The following is a 23,060-nucleotide window of genomic DNA, read 5'->3' on the forward strand; positions in this document are numbered from 1 at the left end:
TTTACAATCGGAAAAACACAGCGTTAACTTTATCTCGACAGCCGGATAGAAACAAATGCTTATTTGTTGAAAGTGTTCACATTTTTCAATTTAATCCAGTTCCGCCACTATCCCTTATCGATCACAAGCGCTAAAGCACCGAATAACCCCGAAAACTCACCTAATCCTGGACGTTGAATAATATGCTGTAAATCGATTTCTTTAGGAAAAACCACATATCCACTTAAAGATTCTTCAGTGTATTTAATCACTCTATCTAATAAACCTGGTTTGGCCATTACGCCACCACCAAAAATAATTCGTTCTGGACTGTAACTAATCGTAAGGTTGTGGGCTAACTTTGCCAACACTTGCCCTTGCACGTCCCAGGCTCGGTGATCATCAGCCAAAGTTTCCGCAGGCGTGCCCCAAATATCACTCATCGCCTTGCCTGAAGCCAGCCCTTCAACACAATTCCCATGAAAAGGACAGACACCTTTAATTCCCTCTGGCGCAGGAATTAGCATATGGCCCAACTCAGGATGCACCAAACCTTTTAAGGTTTCTCCGTTGATAACAATACCGACACCAACACCAGTGCCAACGGTCACGTAGACAGAAACAGATGTATGTTTTGCCGCACCCCATTTACATTCAGCAAGCGCCGCGGCATTCACATCAGTGTCAATAACCACGTTACAGTTTAAAGCGCTTTGCAGTTGCCCGACTATTGGCGTGTTCGACCATGACGGTTTTGGGGTTTTAGTAATATATCCATAAGTCTTCGATTGAGGTTGAAGATCTATCGGACCAAAACTGGCCAAGCCGAGCTGGCTAAAGTGATAACCTGCTTCTTGTTGCTGTTTAAAGAATGTAATCGTTTCGCCAATAGTGTATTCCGGAGTGCGAGTATCGATGCGTCTACTGGCCAAAACTTTCCGTTCTTTATCGATAATTGCACAGTTGAATTTAGTACCGCCACCTTCTATCGCTGCAAAATATGTATTCATTTTCTAAATCTCAATTTTATTAACTCATGTTGTTAAAACCTAGCTAAACCAGTAAATGTTAACGTCTGACTTACGACCTAATCCCGCTACAGCGCCACTTAAATTATGACTCTATGATTAAGCTATCGGGTTAATTTAAGCCCTAGCTTGATTTTCGTATCAGACCTTTGCAAATAACTGTTTAGTTAGTTCACAAACGCAATTTAAGCAACCTTACTGTAACGTTTAAGTTAAATCCATTAAATTCTTAACAAATGTTATTTATTTGTTATTGATAATGCTTTTATCACGCTGTATCATAAATAAAATAAATCTTAATCGAATTAGAAAGATATCTTATCAGGGTAATTTATGAACCTAGAAATTGAGAGTAAACGCTCGTTAAAACGAATCTTAGACAGTATTGATCTGACTTCGATGAGCAAAGCTGACCAACAATTATTTGAGCAACGATTGCACAATCACTTTCCCAAATTATTTACGCTTTTTCTAGAAATTTACGGCCATCGTTATGATGTTTTCTATTATCTTCAAGAGCTTATAGTTTGCCTTGCGAAAGGCTTTGGCGAACGCTCTAGGGCGTTAAAACAAAAAGACAAACAACGTCTTGCAGATCCATTGTGGTATAAAAATGAAAATATGCTTGGCATGGCGTGCTACGTAGACTTATTTGCTCAAGACCTTCAAGATTTACAAGCAAAAATACCCTATCTAAAATCATTAGGGATAACCTACCTTCACTTGATGCCGCTATATGATTCTCCAAAAGGCGATAGTGATGGTGGCTACGCTGTATCCGATTATCGCAAAGTTAATCAGAAGTTAGGCACCACTAAAGATTTAATCGCACTGGCAAAAGCCTTGAATAAAGAAGGTATAAGCTTAGTATTGGATTTTGTGTTTAACCATACGTCAGATGAACACAAATGGGCGTTGGCGGCGAAACAAGGTGATCCTGAATTCCAAGATTTTTATTATATGTTCGATGACCGCACAATTCCCGACCAGTACGAACATAATTTACGAGAGATCTTTCCTCAGGTTCGACGCGGTAACTACACCTGGAATGAAGATGCGCAGAAATGGGTATGGACTACTTTCAATAATTTCCAATGGGATCTAAATTACTCCAATCCTGCGGTTTTTAATGGGATAACCTCAGAAATGTTATTTCTTGCCAACTTAGGTTGCGAAGCATTGCGTTTAGATGCCCTCGCCTTCATTTGGAAAGAAATGGGCACAACCTGTGAAAATCAAGATAAAGCACACAAATTAATTCAAGCTTTCAATAGCTGTTTGCAAATATCAGCGCCAGCGGTGGTGTTTAAATCTGAAGCAATTGTGCACCCAGACGAAGTGCTCAAGTACATTGATCCTGAAGAATGTCAGTTGTCTTATAATCCTTTGTTAATGGCGTTATTGTGGAATAGCCTTGCCACGCGCAAGACCAATTTACTGACCCAGTCAATGCAAAAGAGTTTCAGTATTTCACCCAAATGTAGTTGGGTGAATTATGTGCGCTGTCATGATGATATTGGTTGGACTTTTGATGACAAAGTGGCTGAACATTTAGGAATTGATGGTCACAATCATAGACAATTTTTAAACCAATTTTACACCGGACGATTCGACGGTAGTTTCGCCAAAGGAGTCGCATTTGGCGAGAACCCAAGCACCGGAGACTGCAGAGTCTGTGGTTCAATGGCATCATTGGCAGGTTTAGAGCAAGGTATCGAACTCAACGATCAGGAACTGATTCAAAATGCGCTTGCCCGAATTCAATTAATCAATGCAGTTATCTTGTCAATTGGTGGTATTCCATTGCTTTACTCAGGGGATGAAATTGGCTTATTAAATGATTACAGTTATCGCCTTGATGAGAGTAAATTGCATGATGCACGATGGGTCAACCGTATTGCACTTACTGAGCAGGCAATAAACGACGCGCAAAATCCTAAGTCAACGTCTTATACAGTATCCAAAGAACTGCAAAATTTAATTGCATTACGCAAAAACTTACCGGTATTAGGGGATGCAAATACTCAAATATTAGACAATCAAAACCCACATGTGTTTGCTTACACACGATACTCTGATGAAGGCGAGGTTTTGCTAGCTATTAACAATTTCAGTGAGCATCCGCAGCTAATCGACTCAGAAATTTTACAGCAGCTTGACGGCAGTAAATATCAAGATCATATTTCTAAAAACACCTTAAGCCATGCTCAAAATGGCATTCAACTCGCAGGCTATCAAGTGATGTGGTTGACCGCCAAATAGCAGTCTTTTTGTTGTACTAGGAATTGTCACTAGTAAATAATTAACAGTTGCTCGGCAAACTACCTTGCCGAGCCAATTTATATGCTAAGTTAGCTCAGTTTGCAGCTGTCTCTGACCACCAATTTGGTTTCTAACACCACATTTTCATTGGTTTTGCCATCCAATAGCAAAGTAGCCGCCACTCGGCCTTTTTCGATACTCTGTTGACACACTGTGGTTAATGCAGGTTCTGATCTAGCAGACTCAGGGATATCATCAAACCCCGTGATACTGAGCTCGTCTGGCACCTTAATATTCAATTCCCTAGCAACACGAATTGCAGCCAAAGCGATAATATCACTCATACACAACAATACCGTCGGACGTGGGTTCATCGTTAACGCTTCACGGGCAGCAATTTCTGCCAACTCAGCATCATTAATAGGAATATGCCACATTGAAGCCGCTGCAATATGGCAGTTTATTTTCTCTGCTGCTTTTCGGTAACCGGCTAATCTGGCATGGGATACTTCTTGTGAGTCTTCATTTAGATCGGCCTCGGTGAGGCGACATACTCTGTCAGTATCAATTAAACGAAGTCCTAAAATAGCGACTCGCTCGTTTTCATCTCGAATAGCATATTCAGCAATTGTGAATGCGCCATTTTGGTTGTCGATATTAACAGATGCCGTCTCTTTATATTCAGAATCGACAACCACCACAGGTTTACCTGTTTTTAAAATAAACTCAAAAGAACGTGGATCGATAGCACCATACAAAATGAAACCATCAGGTAAAGATTCAGCCCCTCGCTGTTGATCCGCATCAGCATGACTAGATAGCAGCAACATATGTTTATTGCGTTCCACTAAGACTTCCGCAATCCCCTGCAAGAGTTGATTGGCCACGGGATCTGACAGACTGTATTTAAGTGAATCGAGCAGCATTACACCTATCACGTCTGATTCGCCTCGACGCAAAGTACGAGCGGCTAAATTGGGGCCATGGTAGCCCAAATCAGCGGCTTCAAGTAGAATGCGCTCGCGCAATTTTGCTGATAATTGATCTGGTCGGTTAAATGCATTGGAGACAGTCGCGGTTGATACGCCCAACGCCTCAGCAACTTGCTTAAGATTCAACTTTTTTGCTCTTCCCACTTAACTTTCCCCTTGCAAACGACCCACACCAAATTATCGACAACGTTTAATTAGACAGCTTCTTAATCGATATCTTAAATTTAAGAAGTATCTTAATAAATCCTTAACAATCTTAAAGGTTATTCAGATTAAAGCTACTTTAATCCATTTTTTCAATTGTTTTTATTCAAAAGAAAAACAATTAAATCTTTAAATTGAGCGCAATCATCTCTTTACCTATGTTCAATATACAATTAGTTTCACTAACTTAACCATTAAGTTAGTGAAAAATCGACCGCTAAATCTAACCAAAGAAGAACGGTTTGCTCGATAACAGCCGCTAAATCGTCGGAATTAGATTAGAAAGTGCCGGGTTTAACCCTATTCACTTGTAAATTTCCAGTTAATAAATGCTGGAATTCAAACTCTTAAACCATTAAGATTAAACTAACAAAACATTAACAAGCATCAATCAACCGCTAATTTGCGGTTGTTTTTAGAATCGAAAGAGAACCTTATGTCGCAATACAGTAAACAAAAACCAACCTTGTCCTTTTGGCAAATATGGAACATGAGCTTCGGGTTCTTAGGCATTCAATATGGTTTTGGTTTACAGCAGGCCAATTTAAGCCCTATTTTTCGATATCACGGCGCTGTGGAATCGGAATTACCTATATTATGGTTAGCTGGGCCAATTACCGGATTGCTAATTCAACCGTTAATCGGCGCGCTAAGTGATGGTACTTGGACACGTTTTGGTCGACGTAAGCCGTTCTTTTTAATCGGCGCATTGGTAGGCAGTATTGCGGTTATGTTCATGCCTTACGTGCCCTATCTCTGGATGGCGGTTGGCTTGTTTTGGATTTTAGATGCAGGTATGAATACAGCTATGGAGCCCTATCGTGCCCTGGTGGGAGATAAACTCAACACTCCCCAGCGTACTGTAGGTTATGCGGTTCAGACATTTATGGTGGCGGCCGGTCAAATACTTGCCGGATTAATGCCATTGATAATGCTGGCGGTTGGGGTTTCAGGTATCTCTGAAGAAGGCGCAGTCAATTCAATTCCTGATGTGGTGAAATATTCTTTTGTAATTGGTGTAATTGCCATGCTTACCACTATGACCTGGACAGCCATCACCACTAAAGAAGATCCTCCTGAAAATCTACAGCAAATTTTAGCCGAACGTAAAAATAAGAATGTCATGCTCAGCGCTGTTAAGGATATTGTCAGCGCAGTCAAAACAATGCCTAAAGAAGTTAAAAATCTATGGTGGGTTAAATTCTTTTCTTGGTATGGCTTACCCTTAATGTGGCAATATCTTGGATTGTCTATTGCACGCCATAGCTTCAATGCGCCAGGCCCTGAATCTGAACTTTTTGCAGAAGGTGTCGCCAGAGGCGGTGTTGCATTAACCGTAATGAACATTACCACTTTGTGTATGTCATTCTTAGTCCCATCCATTGTGCACAAGTTAGGTAAGAAAAATACTTATGCGTTGTTGTTAGGATTGGCGGGAATCGGTTTTGTCTCAATGCTTTTTACCACCAACTTATATTTAATTTATGCAGCAATGGTATTGGTAGGGATGGGATGGGCAGGCATCATGACCATGCCTTTCATTATTGTCACAGATTCTGTTCCAGCTAAACAAATCGGTGTTTACATGGGACTAGTTAATGCCTTTATCTGTTTACCGCAAATATTCAGCATGTTCACTGTGGGCCTTTTTTATGACTCATTGTTACAAAGTGATCCGCGCAATGCGCTGGTATTGTGTGGTATTTGTATGTTGATTGCAGCTTATTTTGCAACGCGCTTGAAAGATCAATCAATGGACATGGGGACTGATGAAGTATTCGAATCTGAAGCTACAGCCAGAACAATGACCGAGCGATAGCAAACCTATAAGCTACAGATAAGTACGATTCACAATTGCATAATTTGCGATAGAATTTAAATGATTTGCTTACGAATGTGAGGGATAAACATTAGCTTACCCTCACACACACTCTCATTTTTATAACCTTTGAAAATGTGTGCTGAGGTAGATAAAAAACCTAGTTAGCGACAAACTTTTTTAATTTCATCCAATGAACACGTAATAACACTGACATTTTCATAACCGACTCTTGCCAACTGCTCAGCCCCAAGCGCAGCCCGTAGCGAAGACGCACAATGCAAATAAATAGGACGTTGGGGGTCTTTCTCAAGCTCTAACATTTTTACTTCTAGCAGTCCCCTAGGAACATTAATGGCCCCACTGGCTGATCCAGCTTCGAATTCAGCGGGTTCACGCACATCGATAATGATTCCATTATTTTGCTTTTTTTCCGCATTCGCTTCTTCAGCGGTTAACATGCGCACATTCTGTCGCGCTTCCTGCAATAAAGTAGGGATAGTTTTGAGCATGGCTCCTCCTATTAAAATCTCCATTCAATGGTCCCAAATGACCATCGAAAAGTCTCACAATTTTATTCAAAATGTTGAGATGTGAGTATTTTCTTTTTCTCGTTCAACTAAAGGCGGCAACATATTAGCCGCTCTATCAGTTTCGGCTGCACTTTTTTCACTAGATTGATAAAGATTAGGCTGCTGTTGCACATAGGCTAATTTATCAATCATACTCTGATTTACTAGCCTAATACCTTTTGCACTTATACGAAAGCCACGTTTTCTATCCTCTTGCATATTTAGGCCTATTTTCAGACCCGCAGGAATATGGCAATCATTATCAATTATGCAACGAGTTAACACCGCGTTTTTGCCTATTTTAACATTTGGTAAAATAACCGCATCGATCACATTCGCACCTTCATCAACAGTTACATTACTGCACAACAAAGAGCCACTTATGCTACAAACTTGAAGCGTTGTGCCATTTGCCAATAGTGAATTTTTTATTCTAGCTGAACGTCCAAGTTCGTCACTGATAATCTGCGTAGGCGCATTACAACTAGGGTTACTCCAAATAGGCCAGTTAACATCATTCACTTTTGCCGCAGGATTAGCCGCCAATAACGCCATGTTAGCTTGCCAATAAGCGTCAATCGTTCCAACATCCTTCCAATAGGCGGTTGTGTCACCGTCGTTTGCATGAAAGCGAGATGCTTGTATATGAAATTGTTGAATAATATTGGGAATAATATCCTTACCAAAATCGTGATTTGACGCAAGGTCCTTAGCATCTTTTTCCAACTGTTGAACAAGAAAATCAGTATTAAATACATAGTTGCCCATGGAGGCTAGCACCTTACCAGGGGAGTCTTGCAAACTTGGTGGATTACTAGGTTTTTCTTCGAATGAGGTTACTCTATCTTTGCTGTCGACGTTCATCACCCCAAATTGACCTGCAGCTTCATTTTTTGACACTTCAATACATGACACTGTCATATCTGCCTTTGAACGGACATGCTCGGTCAGTAATGTACGATAATCCATTTTGTAGATATGATCGCCTGATAACACCAAGATGAATTTTGCTTTGGTAGACTTCAAAAATTCTAAGTTTTGATAAAGTGCGTTAGCAGTACCAGTATACCAGTCGGCATTAATTTGCTGTGACGCGGGCATAATCTCTAAGAAAGTGTTAAAACCCCGTTGATAGTTAGCCCAGCCATTCACCAAATGACGTATCAGACTTTGTGCTTTATATTGAGTCACTACCCCAATTTTTTTCAGTCCCGAATTGGCACAGTTGGAAAGGGGAAAATCAATAATTCGATGGTTACAACCGAATTCCAACGCAGGTTTGGCTCTTGATTGCGTCAACTCATGTAATCGACTGCCTTGGCCGCCCGCTAAGAGGACAACATAGGTGTCATCGAGCACTTGATTTATATTTACTTGCTGCGTCATCGACATGGTTTACCTCACATTTTAATGTAATAGGACGAAACCCTGTCCTAGTTATAATTAAAGCAGTTTTTTATCAAATTAGTATTGATCCTAGTCAATATGAGAACAAAAAATGTGAAATTTTTTATACAATTTAAGTTCCCTATAAACCACGGCCATTTACTATTTAACAGGCGTAAAAAACACTTAACTTCGTGAGGCTTAATTAAGTGATTTTTTAATTTGTGTTTTAATCATGTCAAACCTGGCAGGCATATCACGGTTGTGTTTTTTAACTAACCCCAACTCGGTTTAAGAAATTGAACTAAATGCCTGTTCCCTGATCGGATCTTTCGACCAAGAGAGACCAATCAACACAAGGAACAGGCATGAAGAATTTAGTAGAGTTGTACTGTGATGTCGATGATTTTTGCAAAGTATTCATTCCGCAATGGCAAAAGCAGTTATTAGAAGATGGTGGTCGCCAAAGGCGCAGAGATAGCCGTATGTCTATAAGCGAAATGATGACAGTCGTCATTGGTTTCCATATGAGTCATCACCGTGATTTCAAGAATTATTACCTAGGCTATATCTCGTGTTTTTATAAAAATGACTTCCCTAAATTATTGAGCTACACACGATTTTTGGAAGTGATGCCTAGCCTCATTGTGCCCATGGGCGCTTATTTCACTTCACTCAAAGGCAAACCCACAGGCATTGAATTCATTGACTCTACAACGTTAAAGGTGTGCCATAACATTCGTATACCAAGGCATAAAACCTTTGATGGTGTTGCACAAAGAGGTAAAGGTACGATGGGCTGGTTTTATGGGTTCAAGTTGCATTTAATTGTTAACTATAAGGGTGAAATTGTTGCTGCTAAAGTCACCACTGGTAACGTGCATGATACCAAGCCAGTCGAAGAACTAGCGAAAGGTTTAACAGATAAACTTTACGGCGACAAAGGCTACTTAAGCAATGCTCTGAGAGACAATTTATTTGATAAAGGCGTCACGCTTATCACAACGGTTCGCAAGAACATGAAAGCAAAAGCGATGTCATTATGGGATCGGGCAATGCTGTCAAAGCGATTCATTATCGAGACGATTAACGACCAATTAAAGAATATATCTTTCATTGAACACTCCCGTCATCGCAGTATCAATGGTTTTACGCTCAACTTGATGGGTGGACTGGTGGCTTATTGCCTCAAAGAAAATAAGCCATCCCTTAATTTAACTGACGTTGAAAGGAATGCGATGGTCATCGCTTAAACCGTTCTGGGGTTACCTAGAACGTTTACATGCACCATTCTACTTAATCAAAAGCTATTCATTCGGTGCTTTAATAGTGAGACTATTATTATTGTGAGAGAAAACCATGAAAGAATTAGGCCCAAGTAAAGAGCGCGTGATAAATGCGATAAAAGAAGGTTATGTGTTGTTGGTGTTAGATAAAGATGGAGATGAGGACTTAAAAACATCGGCGGTTGCTGCTATGGTGTAATGGTCAACTCTTCTTGGACACTTTATTAGGCACTTTTCATTAATTTCATCTCATATTCAACTGGTGAGATGTTTTCCAGTTTATGGTGTCGTCGTTTCTGGTTATAAAATGGTTCGATATAATCAATAATATCCGCTTGGGCCTGGTGACGAGTTTGATACCTTCGGTAGTTAACTCTTTCAGACTTTAAACTTCTAAAGAAACGTTCCGTAACGGCGTTATCTAGACAATTTCCTGCTCGACTCATGCTTGCCTGGATTCCAAATTCACTCAAACACTTCTGGAACGAATCACTGGTGTATTGAGCCCCCTGAACCGAGTGGAATATGACTCCTGTCATAGGCTCTCTTTTATTAACTGCTAAACGTATAGCGCGGGTTGTTAACTCAGTATTGGGTTTATCTGAGAATGCCCAGCTAATAATCTTTCTCGAGCATAAATCTACTATTACTGCTAAATATAACCATCCTTGGCCTGTTCGGATATACGTGATGTCACCTGACCAATGGGTGTTAAGTTGTTCAGGGTTAAACTGCCTATTTAAATAATTAGGGGCAATGATAGACGCCTTTCCTGCATAGGGATAACGATGTAACCGAGGCCGTTTCGCTATCAATTTAAATTTGCGCATCAATCGTCGTACTTTATAACGACCCACTTTATAACCCTGATGATTAAGTTCTATCATCATTCTTCGGCTGCCGTAAGTGGCGTCCATTTCATTGTGAATATGCTTCACCGCTGCCTCTAAGTGAATATCGCCAGCCTTAATTCGCTTTGGTTTAGCATGAAAATAAAACGAGCTACGGGGTACATTTAAACATCGACAAATATGCTGAACATTAAACCCTGCCTTCTTCAACTCTAGCGCGACTTGCCGCCTTTGTTCATTTCTATTGCGAAGAAGGCCGAAGCTTTTTTTAACAGGTTATTATCACTTTCTAATTGTTTAACTTGCTTCTCTAACGCTTGAATTCGTTTTTGTTCATCAGTGATGGCAGACGCTTTAGGCGTAATGCCTACTTGTTCTTCGCGATACTGTCGTACCCATTTTTGTAAGGTGGAATATCCAACTTCCATTGCATCGGCAGCTTGCCTAACTGGATAACCTTGAACAGTGATCAACTCAATACATTCTAATTTAAATTCGGCTGTGTACTTCTTCATTCTTACCTCATTGGTTTTTGATATCATACCTCCAACAAAGTGTTTTGAATAATTAGACCATTACAAGTGCAGCGTGATATGGAAAACAGTTATCTGAATTTACCGATAGATGACGAAGATAGTTTACTCCAGTTACAAGGCGCATCAGTTAGCTACCGCATCGCAATAGGCCCACGACAAGGTCAAAAGGTGTTTACCTTGCAAACCTTACCTGCAAGCACCGAGGGTGAATATGGTCAGTTGGCCAATACCTGCCGTTTGAGGGAGCCGATAATACTAAGGTGTTAGCTGAACAGCTAAATAGCATGAAAAATGAGTTCTTAGAGGCTGGTAAGTTAGCGTCTACAGATCGGCGGCTAATTAAGGTCAACCAACACTTGTATGTGATTGATGAGGATAACAACATACTTCTGGAGCGTTACGAGATCATGCTGTATTTGTTAGCTCAGAATAAACTTGATGGCCAACTATTTATACACACAGTCATCAAATTCCGAGCATTACACGATGATCTCGTTTGCGATGTCTCATGGGCACAGAAAAACAAACTCCTTAAAGATTCTATGCTAGACAGCATGAATACAGAGCCTGCCAAGTTTGTTAGGTCGATGGAGCAGAAGATGAACGAAAAGTTGCAACGGGTTTGTCAGCGTATTGATGATGGTGACAATCGAAATGTAATACTGCGCAATCGCTCGGGCAAAACGCAGTGGAGATTGCCGTATTCAGGCACGAAATCGGCTTTAAACAATCCCTTTTTTGCGCGCATGAAACCAATTAATATTACCGATGTACTGCGCTTCGTTCATCAGGAAACAGGGTTTTTACAGTACTTCGAACACGTCCGTCAATTACAGTCTGGACAGACCGGCCATTTAAATGATTTGCTGGCAGCCATTATTGGCAATGGCACTTATTACGGCTTGCATGGCATGGCCAGTATCTCCGATCGCTCATATGATCATCTTCGCACAGTACAAGCAAATTATCTGCGACCTGAAACGCTAAACCTCGGTAATGATGCAATTAACGATGCGACTGCGAAATTATCCATCTTCAAACATTACAATATTCAAGAAGGACTCATCCATGCCAGCGCCGATGGGCAGAAATTTGAATCACGGTTAGAGACGTTTAAAACCCGTTATTCATCCAAATATTTTGGTACCAACAAAGGGCTGACATCGATGAACCTGATAGCCAACCATGTAGCCTTGAATGCACAAATTATCGGTGCCAACGAACATGAATCACACTTTATTTTAGACCTGCTTCATAACAATACCTCTGAAATTAAGCCGGACATATTATCCACCGATACACATGGTGTTAATCATGTGAACTTTGCCTTGCTGGACTTGTTTGGGTACACATTTGCACCCCGTTATGCCCAGTTTGGAACAGTAATATCAGATCTTTTTGATGTGAGTGAGGGGGAAGAAAACAAGGCGACACTCTCGTTGAAAAAGCCTATCAATACCACGTTAATTGTCGATGAGTGGGATAGTATTCAACGGATCATAATATCGTTACCGCAAAAGACGATAACGCAGGCAATGCTTGTGAGAAAGCTTTCTGGCTACAGTCAAAACCACCCTTTACTGAAAGCGTTAACTGAGTACAACCGAATGCTCAAGGCCACGTACTTATTAGACTATATTGATGACGCCAGCCTAAGAACTTATGTCCAACGAGCTTTGAATCGCGGGGAAGCCTATCATCAATTACGTCGCGCTATTGCTCATGTAAATGGAAATCGTTTTCAAGGAAAGTCAGACGATGAAATCGTCTTATGGAACGAATGTGCAAGGCTTTTAACGAACGCTATTATCTATTTTAATTCGCTGATCTTGAGCCGATTACTAGAGCACTTTAAGGCAGAGGGTGACGACCAAAAATTGGAAATCATTAAGCAAGTTTCACCAGTGGCATGGCATAATATAAACTTGAACGGAACTTACAGCTTTAGCTTTGAGCAAAACTTACTTGATTTAGATGAAATTATGCAATCAATAGTGCAGAATGAAAATTAAGAGGCCTGTGAATGTCATGTTAGCTGTGGGTTGTAGCGATAAGTGTTACATTAGGCGGGGATGTCCCCAGAACCCCAAAGTCGTTTGTTAAGGTAAAACATTTTACCGCGCTCATGAGCTATAACCGTTTGGATTAGTTGATTGCCAACGCCACGTATCGGCCATCATCATGTCTAAGTCTCGCTTTGCATGCCAATTCAGGACGCTTGCTGCTTTTTCTGCATTTGCCCAGAAAGCGGGTAAATCCCCTGCTCGTCTATCTGCAATAACATATGGAATAGCGGTGTTTGTCACTTTTTCAAAAGCACTAATAATTTCAAGTACTGAAACCGCGCTTCCAGTGCCTAAATTAAACGTTTCAAGGCCCGTAAAAGACTGATTTTTTTGCAACCATTGGAGCGCCGCAACATGCCCCTCAGCTAAGTCCATAACATGCAAATAGTCCCTTTCGCAGGTACCGTCTTTCGTTGCATAGTCATTACCAAACACGTTCAAGTTGGCTAGTTTGCCCACTGCCACTTGTGCAAGGTATGGGAGTAAATTATTGGGGATTCCCTTAGGGTCTTCACCAATTATACCGCTAGGATGTGCGCCTATTGGATTAAAATAACGCAACGATACTCCTCTAAAATTGGTATTGGCAATCGCATTATCACCTAGGATGCGTTCCACCATTACTTTGCTTGCACCATATGGACTTGTAGGATTCCCTAATGGCATAGTTTCGATGTAGGGAACACTATTGTCTTCTCCATACACAGTAGCGGAAGAACTAAAAATAAAATCATTCACACTATGCTTTGCCATCGCTTGCAATAAGTTAAGCGTTCCGTACACATTGTTTTGGTAGTATTCTAGGGGAATTTGGCTGGATTCACCCACCGCTTTTAACGCTGCAAAATGAATAAGCGCTCGAATATTATGCTGTTCAAAAATATCATCGAGTATTTTTGTGTCTTTTATTTCGCCATGAACAAAATCGATATTTTTTCCGGTAAGTTGCTTTACTCGGTTTAATGACTCAACATTTGAATTCGTCAGGTTATCCAACACAACAACGTCAAAGTTATTTTTTAATAAGGCCAGCGTAGTGTGAGAACCGATATAACCGGCCCCGCCTGTGACGAGTACTTTCATTCTTCAGCTTCCTGTAAACTTACACTAATATTTTGGTTCACGTGATTACTTTGTGTTGCGTTATTTTCTATTACATAGCTAGTAGATTCACGTTTTACTAAATACGGCAAGTATTTAAACGTTTCAGCACCGCTATTTTGTGGCTCATTGGCAGAGTTAAAAGCCAGCAGCGCAGCCTTCTGCGCCATTTCATCTATAGGGTAATGCAGGGTTGTTAATCGCGGTTTTGCATAACGAGCTATTAGTCCATCATCAAACCCTAATACTGAAACGTCGTGAGGCACCCGAAAACCATTATCTTCTAGTGCCGTAATTACCCCAATCGCCATTGCGTCGTTGTACGCAAAAATAGCAGTAAATGGTTTGCCAGATGCAAGTAAATACTGCGTTGCCTTTTCCCCGCCTTGTTGATTTGGTTCGGCATATTGAATTAATTCGTCGTTTAAGATAATCCCCGACTTGTTTAATTCGTCTTGGAATCCCGTTAGCCTAAGAAGTGGATCTTCAATAGTGTATTTACTACTAACGCACGCCATTGCGCGATGATTTAAAGACATTAAATGGCGCGCAGCAATTTTTCCGCCTTCTCTATTATCGAGCCATATGCACTTATGCTTTATACGTTCAACGAACCTATCAATTAGCACTAGTTGTGGCATCTTGTTACACAGTGAAATTAGCGCGTCGTCTGACAATTGCTTGCTATGCAAGACTATTATTTGACAACGTTGCTCTACCAAAAGATTTATCGCCTCTTGCTCAGACTCAGCGCTTTGCAAGGCTGTACTTAGCAACAATTGCATACTGTTCTGACGTGCGATTACATCAACGTTATGCGCTAAATTTGCAAAGAAAGGATCTGTTAGTTCGGGGATAACTACACCAATAGTCATACTTTTTCGTTTAACCAAAGCCCTAGCATTCGCGTTAGGTGTGTACCCAAGATCGCGCATAATTTTGCTGACTTTATCTCGGGTTTGCTGACTAACTTTTGGCCCGTTGTTTATTACCCTAGAAACTGAAGCAACTGACACACCAGCAATTCGGGCTACATCTTTAATTGTTGTCATTTAAGGAAATCGTTTACCCTCAATTATTGTCATACAATATACATCAAAATCACTATTTTGTACATTGTAAATTTTACGTTGCATTTTTAAGGGTAAACGATTACCCTCTTGGCATTAGAAATCATTTAAGTTTAATTGAGAAATTTATGAACACCATTTTTGATCCAACTGAACATCCACATAGACGTTTTAATCCACTGTTAGATGAATGGATTTTGGTCTCTCCTCATCGCGCTAAGCGTCCTTGGCAAGGTCAAGTTGAAACCGTTGATGAAGACGAACGTCCGCAATACGATAAAGATTGTTTTCTATGTTCAGGCAACACGCGCATAAATGGTGAAATAAACGATAAATATGAAAATACCTTTGTCTTTACAAATGACTTTGCGGCACTAAAAACTGATACGCCACAATTTGAACAAAACGACCCTTTATTTCGGATGACGACCGAACAAGGCGAAAGTCGCGTCATTTGCTTTTCACCCGACCATAGCAAAACGTTACCGCAGTTAAGCACTGGAGAAATTACGCAGGTTATTAAAACCTGGAAAGAACAGTGCGCAGAGTTAGGTGAAAAATACAATTGGGTGCAAGTGTTCGAGAATAAAGGGTCAATGATGGGCTGCTCTAATCCGCATCCTCACGGTCAAATTTGGTCACAACAGCACTTACCGTCGCTTGTGAGTAAAAAGCAAGTCAATTTGTCGGATTACTTCGCTACCCATGGTAAAAACCTATTGCTAGATTATGTGGAAAAAGAAGTTTCCTTAAAAGAACGCATTGTTGTCAAAAACGACGATTGGGTAGTACTAGTGCCCTATTGGGCAGGTTGGCCCTTTGAAACGATGTTATTACCGCGATTCCCCGTTACAAGAATGACTGAGTTAAGCACAAAGCAGGAAGAGTCGCTCGCTCATGCGCTAAAAAGCATCACGATTAAGTACGATAATTTATTTAATTGTTCTTTCCCTTACTCAATGGGTTGGCATGGAGCGCCATATGACAAAGAAGAACATCCTGAATGGCTACTTCATGCTAGTTTCTTCCCGCCACTGTTGCGTTCTTCTACTGTACGTAAATTTATGGTGGGTTATGAAATGATGGCCGAATCGCAGCGTGATCTTACCCCCGAACAAGCAGCACAAAGACTTCGAGACGCATCTGACATTCATTATAAGGAGGCTTAGTAATGTTAAATAGCCAATCAATTACCGAGCATTTCAAAGAGCATTTTAAAAGTGCTCCTGAGCACACCTTTCATGCCCCCGGTCGCGTTAATTTAATAGGTGAGCATACCGATTATAACGACGGATTTGTTTTGCCTGCAGCCATTAATTTTGGCACAACTATCGCGGTAAAAAAACGCAACGATAGGACGGTCAATGTACTAGCTCTCGATATAGATAATGAAACTGATTCATTTAGCCTAGACGCCATCGAATTCAATCAGCAAAATATGTGGAGTAATTATGTGCGTGGAACGCTCAAAATTTTACTAGACACTTATCCTGATATAAAAGGCGCTGATATTTTGGTAAGTGGTAATGTGCCACAAGGCACAGGGTTAAGTTCCTCAGCAAGTTTTGAGAACGTGATTTTAAAAACGTTTTCTACAATCAATAATATTGAACTAGACGGCGTTGCTGCCGCATTGATGTCGCAAAAAGCCGAAAATACATTTGTTGGGTGCAACTGCGGCATTATGGATCAACTCGTTTCCGCTATGGGCAAAGAAGGCACCGCAATGTTACTCGATTGCAGAAGCTTAGAATTTCAATACGCTGATATTCCAAAAGGGGTTTCCTTAGTTATTATTAATTCCAATGTAAAACGAACATTGGTAGGCAGCGAATATAATACCCGCAGACAACAGTGTGAAGCCGGTGCAAAACACTTCAACAAGCCCGCATTGCGTGACGTTACTATTGAAGAATTAGAAAGCGAACGAGACAACTTAGAGCCCTTAATATATCAACGCGCAAAACATATTGTTACCGAAAATGCGCGAACCATGAAAGCACTCACTGCCTTAAACAAGAATGACATGAGCACCATGAGTGTGCTTATGGCTCAGTCACATGAGTCAATGAAGAATGATTTTGACATTACTACACCTGAGTTAGATACACTGGTAGATATTGTCGCGAAAGTATTAAGGAGCCGCGGTGGCGCGAGAATGACAGGCGGTGGATTTGGCGGCTGCGTAATTGCGCTAACGCCCGACGAGCTGGTTGATCAGGTAAATGACGCGATTAAAGACCAATATTCAGCAAGTACTGGACTCACTGCCGATATATATGTATGTACCGCTTCAGACGGTGCTTTCTTCGAGTAAAAATTTAGTTTTTTAGTGCGAACAATTGCATTGAAGAATTAAAGGCGTACCCTAAAAGGATATAGCTATTTGAAATAGCAGATTAGTGCCAAGTTCAAAATATTCTTTTAGGGTCTCGCTGATATCGAATTATTCAATTTCACAATCCCATGATTGCCATCAATCGAATGATTTACACCATTCATTTGCAGAAGAACAAGTCGTTGTAGTGCAGAACTCGTTCAAAAAACACGCGCTCTCGGTATTTCTATCTTGGCTAGTTTTGCTTCGCCAAGCACTCTGGCACTAAAGTTAGCACAAAGTTACAAAATGACTTTAGTTCATATCCCAAAACAAGATCTGCCTAATGTATATTTCCCGCGTCCCCAAAACGCCCAACAACAGTTAGCGAACGAGCCAATCAATGACTAAAGCCAATAAACCACAAAAAGCAGGCGGTATGGATTCGGTTACCTCTACAATTAAACAATTACTACAAAGTAAGCGAAGCAAAGGCAATTGCATGGGAATCGTCAGAACGAAAAGTCGGCAGCGATTTTTTTGCAAAGTATTCGGTGAGTGATTTATGAAAACAGAGTGATTACTGGCTTGAATACCAAGGACGCCTAACGCAGCCAATGCGCCATAACGCAAATAGCGACCACTATGAAGTGGTTTAATGGGAAGATGCCTTTGAGCTAATAGCGCAGCACCTACATAAACTAACATCACCAAATCAAGCAGAGTTTTATACTTCTGGCAGAGCCAGCAACGAAGCGTCCTATTTATATCAGTTAATGGGCCAAACTTACGGCACAAATAATTTTCCTGACTGTTCTAATATGTGTCATGAAGCAAGCGGAGGTGCCCTAAGCTCCTCTATTGGCGTAGCCAAGGGTACCGTTGTATTAAAAGATTTCAATCACGCCGAAGCTATTTTTGTATTCGGACAAAACCCTGGTACAAACCACCCCAGAATGATGAATGCGCTGAGGAAAGCAGCGAAAGCCGGCTGCAAAATTGTATCGATTAATAATTTGAAAGAAGTCGCCTTAGAAAAATTTGCAAGCCCTCAAAAACCTTTAGAATTATTAACCAGTAAAAGCGTCAGTATTAGCCATTTATATCTAACTCCGAAACTTGGCACTGACATGGCACTAATACGCGGGATGGCTAAAGCGATATTTGAAGATTTCCCCGAGCACATTAATAAAGATTTTATTGCGCAACCTACTACTAATATGAGTGCATATCGGAACATCGTGAGCGATACGCCTTGGTCAACAATTATAGAACAAACCGGCCTTAGTAAAGATTTAATCCAGCAAGCATCTGCTGTTTTTGCTACCAGTAAAACGGTTATTAGCACGTGGGCGATGGGCTTAACACAGCATAAGCACTCGGTCGAAACAATACATGAATTAAGTAATTTGCATCTCTTACTTGGACATATTGGTAAAACTGGAGCGGGCCTAAGTCCGGTGCGCGGGCACAGCAATGTGCAAGGGAATCGCACAATGGGCATCAATGAACAGCCTAGCGCGAGCTTTGTTAATAGGCTTCAAAGCCATTTTGACTTACCTATGCCTAAGTCACATGGTCATAACGTACATGCAGCCATAAAAGCGCGATACGCTAAGCGAAGTAGAGTCTTAATATGTTTAGGCGGTAATTTAGCCGCTGCTGCACCCGATACACACGACACAGCACAGGCTATGCAAAATGCCGACTTAAATGTACAAATAAGTACAAAACTCAACCGAAGTCACTTAATGGTTGCTCATGATGGTCTCATACTGCCATGCATAGGGCGAACTGAGGAATACGTACAATTGGGTGGTTCACAAAAGGTGACTGTGGAAGATACGTTTAGTATGGTGCACGCCTCTGGTGGTACAACCGAACCCCCATCGAAACTATGTTTGTCTGTAACGGCTATTATCGCACAGATAGCCCATCATCTATTTACAGAGAAACGCGCAAATAATACTGATTGGCTAGGGCTAAAAGATGATTATGCAAAAATTCGCGACTTAATTTCGCATATCGTCGATGGCTTTGAAAATTTCAATCAAAAAATTCAAACCCCATTTGGTTTTCACTTAACAAATAGTGCAGCACAACTCACCTGGCAAACTAAAACAGGCAAAGCAACTTTTAGTGCTACAGCCTTACCAACCTTTTTATATCCTCGTTTGGTGACAAGTGCAGTAGTAAAACACAAAGAACGAGTGTTTACCTTGCAAAGCATGCGCTCACACGACCAATATAACACTACCATATACGGCATGGACGACCGTTATCGTGGCGTAAAGAATGCACGCAAAGTTGTGTTCATTAATAGTCAAGACGCACACAAGCTATCGCTCGAGGAAGGACAACCAGTTGATATAGAATCAATTTGGGATGACGGCATAACACGAAAAATAGAGGGCTTCACGCTACATTTTTATGACATACCGCGAGGCAACTTAGCGGCTTATTATCCTGAAACAAATGCCTTAATTGCCATAGACAGTGTTGGAGATAAATCTGCCACACCCACATCTAAGTCGGTTCCGGTATTTTTAAGGCCTAGTGCACAGCAGCCCCCTATATTCAAGCAGCGCCAATAACGTAAGCGCTACTTTATAAAGTTAAAGTCTCGCTTCTATTACATTCAAGGCATCGGTGAGAATATCGTGCACCGCCTGATGAGCCGTGTCGGCATCGCCGTTTTTAATGGCCTCAAACACCTTGCTGTGAAACGTTACATCAGTGTTTGAAACACCCTTTACGTCATTAACATAACGAATACTTACGCGCAGCGCTGCATTTACAAACTGTGTTAATTGAATAAAGAATCGATTGCCGCTGGCCAATAACATTGTATTTAGAAAATTAAGGTGGGCATCGAGTTGATCTTCGATTATATCATCGGTTTGTGAAATACGAATTAATGCTTGTTCCATGTTTTTGATTTGTATTGGTGTTGCATTTTCTGCCGCTAATTTAGCCGCCACAGGTTCAATTGCAAAACGAACTTGCGTGAATTCTCTTAGTAAATTTAGCGAGGGCTTGCTTTTTAGTATCCACTCGAGCACGTCTGTATCAAAAAGGTTCCATTTCTTTTCTGGGTTTACTCTAATCCCTTGACGCGGTCTTGATGAAATCAAGCCCTTAGCAGATAGCATTTTCACTGCTTCTCTGGTTGCACTGCGACTTATATTAAATTGTTCACATAGGACAGCTTCAGAAGGCATACTCAAACCAACCCCGTAAACGCCGGCTACTATTGCTTCTCCCAATGTATGCGTGAGTTGTTGTGTCAAATTGCTGGTCATTTAAACTTCTTATCCAAGGCATTTATCATATAAATTACCTTATTATGATGAATATACGCACCATAGTAAATAAACATTCATTATATTTATATATATATTCCCTCAATTCAACTTTGTACTTTCGTCAACTTAAAAATAAGGCTCGTTTGTGGATTCGTAATAGGAAGTTGCATGCCAAATTGCATGAGTGACTCACCTGTAAAGCTTTGCGATTCAATAGTCCTTAATAATGATGGACTATACTCCTGCAACGCTTGGGGCCACACAAGGTTAAACCTGTATGTCGCATCCGGTGACAGCCCTTCAAACCGATATTTTTTAGGGAAAGAACGGCGAGACTCAATCACACTATTGTAAGAAAACAAAGCGCTCGATTGGTCTTGCGCTACAATGCCAAAATCAATGGAGTTACCGTTCTTATTTGAACGGTATAATCTACCAGAATGAATTAGTTCTCGGTGCGACTTGTATAATTCAATACCGGCGCGCAGTTGTGTTTTGTCTGCTTCAGTTAACTCACGAGGATCCATTTCCATTCCGAAACTACCGAACATTGCTACGGCAATGCGTGTTTCCATGCTAATTCGTCGACCTGTTATATGGCAATCACGAGGTCCGACATGCGAACCCATTATTTCTGCTGGAAAGAAAAATGAGCAGCCTCGTTGTATATCTAGCCGTTCTAGCGCGTCGTTAGAATCTGATGTCCAAACTCGATCTGTGTGCGCTAGTACACCATAATCTATTCGTGCTCCACCTGAAGAACAACTTTCGATATCAACATGAGGATGATGTGATTTTACTTTTTCTATTAATTTATAAACGTTTTTGGTTTGTTCGTGAATAGCGCTAATACCATATTGGTCACCAGTATGATTAATATCACGATTCATGTCCCATTTTATGTATTTAATTGATGGGTAGTCACAAAGTACTTTGTTGATTTTTGAAAACAAGTAGTCAGTCACTTCACGTCGAGTTAAGTCCAATACGAATTGGTGTCTAAATGCAATTTGTGGATTACCTTCAGTGCTCAACACCCAATCTGGGTGAGCCTTGTACAAGTCACTGTCAGGGTTGACCATTTCTGGTTCAAACCAAATACCAAATTCCATACCTAATGATTCGACATGATCTATAATGGGCTGCAAACCGTCGGGATAAATGCCTTCATCAACCGACCAATCGCCCAGTCCTGCACGATCATGTCTGCGATGCTTAAACCAACCATCGTCTAACACGAAACGTTCCGTCCCTAGCTCACCTACAATAGAAGCCAGTTCCATTAGTGTAGAGGTTTTGTGTTCAAAGTAGATGCCTTCCCACGTGTTATACATTACGGGTCTTGGTGTTGAGGTAATTTTAGCGCGCAGCAGATGTTGCCTAACGTACTGATGAAAATTGTGCGATAACTCACCAAAGCCATTTGCAGAGAAACTTACATACAAATTGGGGCTATTATAAGAGGCCCCTTTTGCTAATACTATTTCATTGTTGCCAAGTAGTTCACCCATTTGTACATAAGTGCGTTGTTCAGGCAACAACTCTACTCGTGTACGATGATTACCGCTCCACCCTAGGTGAAATGCATATGCGTCACCTTGAGATTCGTTTGCATGTTTTTCGTGCACGATAACGCCGGGAAAATTGTCGTGCGATGTTTTGCCTTTACGATTTTCGCGAACAAACGCGCCTAAAAATAAATCTATCGACGCTTGTTGAAACTCCATTGACCAGCGCCCTTCAAACGATAGAATCTTATCAATATGGTCAGGTAAATTAAACGTTGGCGCTGCACAATAATTAATATGCAAAGGAACTGCACTATTGTTCGTAACAGCTGTTGATGCCGTTAATACATTAGTATCTTGGTCTAGCACAAGTCTATGTGAAATTTGAATCTTACGAATGGAATCTTCAGATATAAAAAGTACTTCTTGTTCAGACAGCTGCTCAACTGAAACGAGTCGGGCGCCAACCGACCAAGCATTACTACTATTGAAAACATCTATACCCGGTGACCCGGTAAATCCATTGCCCAAGCATGGCGATAAACTTAATGGCACCTCTTGCACGAGTCCACACTTCGGTTCTTGACGAGTAGCCAACAATGCAATCATCTGCTCACTTTGAGTTGAATGTATTTTTTCACCATAATAAAGTACAACAGGGGTTTTTCGCTGACAATCAATAATAATGCTAGTGGCTTTACTTGATAAACGTACAAAATTTGGTAACTGATGCATAGTGAAGTCTCAAAAATAAAAAATACCTATTTATATTATCATA

Annotated in this window: 20 protein-coding genes and 1 pseudogene; 10 read left to right on the forward strand and 11 right to left on the reverse strand. The window is 40.9% G+C overall.

What is annotated here, in order from left to right:
* Positions 1–107: 107 nt before the first annotated feature.
* The gene (locus tag Q4567_RS05890; protein ID WP_216049497.1) at positions 108–989 is read right to left on the reverse strand and encodes an ROK family protein; all 882 of its coding nucleotides are present in this window, start codon (positions 987–989) and stop codon (positions 108–110) included.
* 351 nt (positions 990–1,340) lie between these two features.
* Between Q4567_RS05890 and Q4567_RS05895 the strand changes: the two genes are divergently transcribed.
* Positions 1,341–3,269, forward strand: coding sequence for an amylosucrase (locus Q4567_RS05895; protein ID WP_303499706.1), 1,929 nt, complete (start codon positions 1,341–1,343; stop codon positions 3,267–3,269).
* Between the two features lie 89 nt (positions 3,270–3,358).
* Here the strand turns inward: Q4567_RS05895 and Q4567_RS05900 are convergent, their stop codons facing one another.
* The gene (locus Q4567_RS05900; RefSeq protein WP_303499708.1) at positions 3,359–4,405 is read right to left on the reverse strand and encodes a LacI family DNA-binding transcriptional regulator; all 1,047 of its coding nucleotides are present in this window, start codon (positions 4,403–4,405) and stop codon (positions 3,359–3,361) included.
* 496 nt (positions 4,406–4,901) lie between these two features.
* On the opposite strand from Q4567_RS05900, the gene Q4567_RS05905 reads away from it, so the two are divergent.
* Complete coding sequence (locus Q4567_RS05905; protein ID WP_216049494.1) at positions 4,902–6,284, forward strand: MFS transporter; 1,383 nt, start codon at positions 4,902–4,904, stop codon at positions 6,282–6,284.
* Between the two features lie 164 nt (positions 6,285–6,448).
* Here Q4567_RS05905 and Q4567_RS05910 read toward each other — a convergent pair whose 3' ends face one another.
* Positions 6,449–6,796 (reverse strand): rhodanese-like domain-containing protein, encoded by a 348-nt coding sequence (locus Q4567_RS05910; RefSeq protein ID WP_303499709.1) that lies wholly within the window; start codon positions 6,794–6,796, stop codon positions 6,449–6,451.
* A 66-nt stretch (positions 6,797–6,862) separates the two neighbouring features.
* Positions 6,863–8,242, reverse strand: coding sequence for a glucose-1-phosphate adenylyltransferase (glgC, locus tag Q4567_RS05915; RefSeq protein ID WP_303499710.1), 1,380 nt, complete (start codon positions 8,240–8,242; stop codon positions 6,863–6,865).
* Positions 8,243–8,610: 368 nt separating this feature from the next.
* On the opposite strand from glgC, the gene Q4567_RS05920 reads away from it, so the two are divergent.
* Positions 8,611–9,495 (forward strand): IS982 family transposase, encoded by an 885-nt coding sequence (locus Q4567_RS05920; RefSeq protein ID WP_216049491.1) that lies wholly within the window; start codon positions 8,611–8,613, stop codon positions 9,493–9,495.
* A gap of 106 nt (positions 9,496–9,601) precedes the next feature.
* On the forward strand, positions 9,602–9,727 hold the full coding sequence (locus Q4567_RS05925; RefSeq protein ID WP_289847924.1) for a hypothetical protein: 126 nt from the start codon (positions 9,602–9,604) through the stop codon (positions 9,725–9,727).
* Positions 9,728–9,752: 25 nt separating this feature from the next.
* Here Q4567_RS05925 and Q4567_RS05930 read toward each other — a convergent pair whose 3' ends face one another.
* Together Q4567_RS05930 and Q4567_RS05935 are read right to left on the reverse strand one after the other, a co-directional pair.
* Positions 9,753–10,589: an IS3 family transposase gene (locus tag Q4567_RS05930; RefSeq protein ID WP_303499712.1), complete on the reverse strand. Its 837-nt coding sequence runs from the start codon at positions 10,587–10,589 to the stop codon at positions 9,753–9,755.
* A 2-nt stretch (positions 10,590–10,591) separates the two neighbouring features.
* Positions 10,592–10,894, reverse strand: a complete 303-nt coding sequence (locus Q4567_RS05935; protein ID WP_008845171.1) for an IS3 family transposase — start codon at positions 10,892–10,894, stop codon at positions 10,592–10,594.
* 78 nt (positions 10,895–10,972) lie between these two features.
* Between Q4567_RS05935 and Q4567_RS05940 the strand changes: the two genes are divergently transcribed.
* Both Q4567_RS05940 and Q4567_RS05945 read left to right on the forward strand, forming a co-directional pair.
* A complete protein-coding gene (locus Q4567_RS05940; protein WP_252728816.1) occupies positions 10,973–11,182 on the forward strand; it encodes a hypothetical protein in 210 nt (69 codons plus the stop codon).
* Positions 11,134–12,927: pseudogene (locus Q4567_RS05945) on the forward strand (Tn3 family transposase); the annotation flags it as partial. The gene Q4567_RS05940 and the pseudogene Q4567_RS05945, both read left to right, overlap by 49 nt.
* Positions 12,928–13,038: 111 nt before the next feature.
* On the opposite strand, the gene galE reads toward Q4567_RS05945, so the two are convergent.
* Both galE and Q4567_RS05955 read right to left on the reverse strand, forming a co-directional pair.
* The gene (galE, locus tag Q4567_RS05950) at positions 13,039–14,064 is read right to left on the reverse strand and encodes a UDP-glucose 4-epimerase GalE (RefSeq protein ID WP_216046964.1); all 1,026 of its coding nucleotides are present in this window, start codon (positions 14,062–14,064) and stop codon (positions 13,039–13,041) included.
* Positions 14,061–15,134, reverse strand: coding sequence for a LacI family DNA-binding transcriptional regulator (locus Q4567_RS05955; RefSeq protein WP_216046965.1), 1,074 nt, complete (start codon positions 15,132–15,134; stop codon positions 14,061–14,063). The genes galE and Q4567_RS05955 overlap by 4 nt, the downstream gene beginning before the upstream one ends.
* Before the next feature lie 146 nt (positions 15,135–15,280).
* Here Q4567_RS05955 and Q4567_RS05960 point away from each other — a divergent pair, with 146 nt between their 5' ends.
* From Q4567_RS05960 to Q4567_RS05970, 3 genes are all read left to right on the forward strand, one after another.
* Positions 15,281–16,321 carry a UDP-glucose--hexose-1-phosphate uridylyltransferase gene (locus Q4567_RS05960; RefSeq protein WP_216046966.1) on the forward strand — a complete coding sequence of 347 codons (1,041 nt, stop codon included), beginning with the start codon at positions 15,281–15,283 and terminating at the stop codon, positions 16,319–16,321.
* 2 nt (positions 16,322–16,323) lie between these two features.
* Entirely contained in the window at positions 16,324–17,469 is a 1,146-nt protein-coding gene (gene galK / locus Q4567_RS05965; RefSeq protein WP_216046967.1) for a galactokinase, read from the forward strand.
* Positions 17,470–17,652: 183 nt separating this feature from the next.
* Positions 17,653–17,880 (forward strand): formate dehydrogenase accessory sulfurtransferase FdhD, encoded by a 228-nt coding sequence (locus Q4567_RS05970; RefSeq protein ID WP_216047042.1) that lies wholly within the window; start codon positions 17,653–17,655, stop codon positions 17,878–17,880.
* Here the strand turns inward: Q4567_RS05970 and Q4567_RS05975 are convergent.
* On the reverse strand, positions 17,854–18,177 hold the full coding sequence (locus Q4567_RS05975) for a hypothetical protein (protein WP_303499716.1): 324 nt from the start codon (positions 18,175–18,177) through the stop codon (positions 17,854–17,856). The two genes, Q4567_RS05970 and Q4567_RS05975, sit on opposite strands and share 27 nt — an antisense overlap.
* Here Q4567_RS05975 and Q4567_RS05980 point away from each other — a divergent pair.
* Positions 18,150–20,063, forward strand: a complete 1,914-nt coding sequence (locus Q4567_RS05980) for an FdhF/YdeP family oxidoreductase (RefSeq protein ID WP_303499815.1) — start codon at positions 18,150–18,152, stop codon at positions 20,061–20,063. The two genes, Q4567_RS05975 and Q4567_RS05980, sit on opposite strands and share 28 nt — an antisense overlap.
* A gap of 21 nt (positions 20,064–20,084) precedes the next feature.
* Here the strand turns inward: Q4567_RS05980 and Q4567_RS05985 are convergent, their stop codons facing one another.
* Positions 20,085–20,771: a FadR/GntR family transcriptional regulator gene (locus Q4567_RS05985; protein ID WP_216046968.1), complete on the reverse strand. Its 687-nt coding sequence runs from the start codon at positions 20,769–20,771 to the stop codon at positions 20,085–20,087.
* A 107-nt stretch (positions 20,772–20,878) separates the two neighbouring features.
* Entirely contained in the window at positions 20,879–23,017 is a 2,139-nt protein-coding gene (locus Q4567_RS05990) for an alpha-galactosidase (RefSeq protein WP_216046969.1), read from the reverse strand.
* Positions 23,018–23,060 lie beyond the last annotated feature (43 nt).

Source organism: Aliiglaciecola sp. 2_MG-2023, assembly GCF_030548145.1.
Lineage (GTDB): Bacteria > Pseudomonadota > Gammaproteobacteria > Enterobacterales > Alteromonadaceae > Aliiglaciecola > Aliiglaciecola lipolytica_A.

Excerpts from the sequence above, each read along its gene's own strand:
- Q4567_RS05890 (WP_216049497.1), bottom strand. The coding sequence starts at position 989 with ATGAATACATATTTTGCAGCGATAGAAGGTGGCGGTACTAAATTCAAC.
- Q4567_RS05895 (WP_303499706.1), top strand. The coding sequence starts at position 1,341 with ATGAACCTAGAAATTGAGAGTAAACGCTCGTTAAAACGAATCTTAGAC.
- Q4567_RS05905 (WP_216049494.1), top strand. The coding sequence starts at position 4,902 with ATGTCGCAATACAGTAAACAAAAACCAACCTTGTCCTTTTGGCAAATA.
- Q4567_RS05910 (WP_303499709.1), bottom strand. The coding sequence starts at position 6,796 with ATGCTCAAAACTATCCCTACTTTATTGCAGGAAGCGCGACAGAATGTG.
- glgC (WP_303499710.1), bottom strand. The coding sequence starts at position 8,242 with ATGACGCAGCAAGTAAATATAAATCAAGTGCTCGATGACACCTATGTT.
- Q4567_RS05920 (WP_216049491.1), top strand. The coding sequence starts at position 8,611 with ATGAAGAATTTAGTAGAGTTGTACTGTGATGTCGATGATTTTTGCAAA.
- Q4567_RS05925 (WP_289847924.1), top strand. The coding sequence starts at position 9,602 with ATGAAAGAATTAGGCCCAAGTAAAGAGCGCGTGATAAATGCGATAAAA.
- Q4567_RS05935 (WP_008845171.1), bottom strand. The coding sequence starts at position 10,894 with ATGAAGAAGTACACAGCCGAATTTAAATTAGAATGTATTGAGTTGATC.
- Q4567_RS05940 (WP_252728816.1), top strand. The coding sequence starts at position 10,973 with ATGGAAAACAGTTATCTGAATTTACCGATAGATGACGAAGATAGTTTA.
- galE (WP_216046964.1), bottom strand. The coding sequence starts at position 14,064 with ATGAAAGTACTCGTCACAGGCGGGGCCGGTTATATCGGTTCTCACACT.
- Q4567_RS05955 (WP_216046965.1), bottom strand. The coding sequence starts at position 15,134 with ATGACAACAATTAAAGATGTAGCCCGAATTGCTGGTGTGTCAGTTGCT.
- Q4567_RS05960 (WP_216046966.1), top strand. The coding sequence starts at position 15,281 with ATGAACACCATTTTTGATCCAACTGAACATCCACATAGACGTTTTAAT.
- galK (WP_216046967.1), top strand. The coding sequence starts at position 16,324 with ATGTTAAATAGCCAATCAATTACCGAGCATTTCAAAGAGCATTTTAAA.
- Q4567_RS05975 (WP_303499716.1), bottom strand. The coding sequence starts at position 18,177 with ATGTTAGTTTATGTAGGTGCTGCGCTATTAGCTCAAAGGCATCTTCCC.
- Q4567_RS05985 (WP_216046968.1), bottom strand. The coding sequence starts at position 20,771 with ATGACCAGCAATTTGACACAACAACTCACGCATACATTGGGAGAAGCA.
- Q4567_RS05990 (WP_216046969.1), bottom strand. The coding sequence starts at position 23,017 with ATGCATCAGTTACCAAATTTTGTACGTTTATCAAGTAAAGCCACTAGC.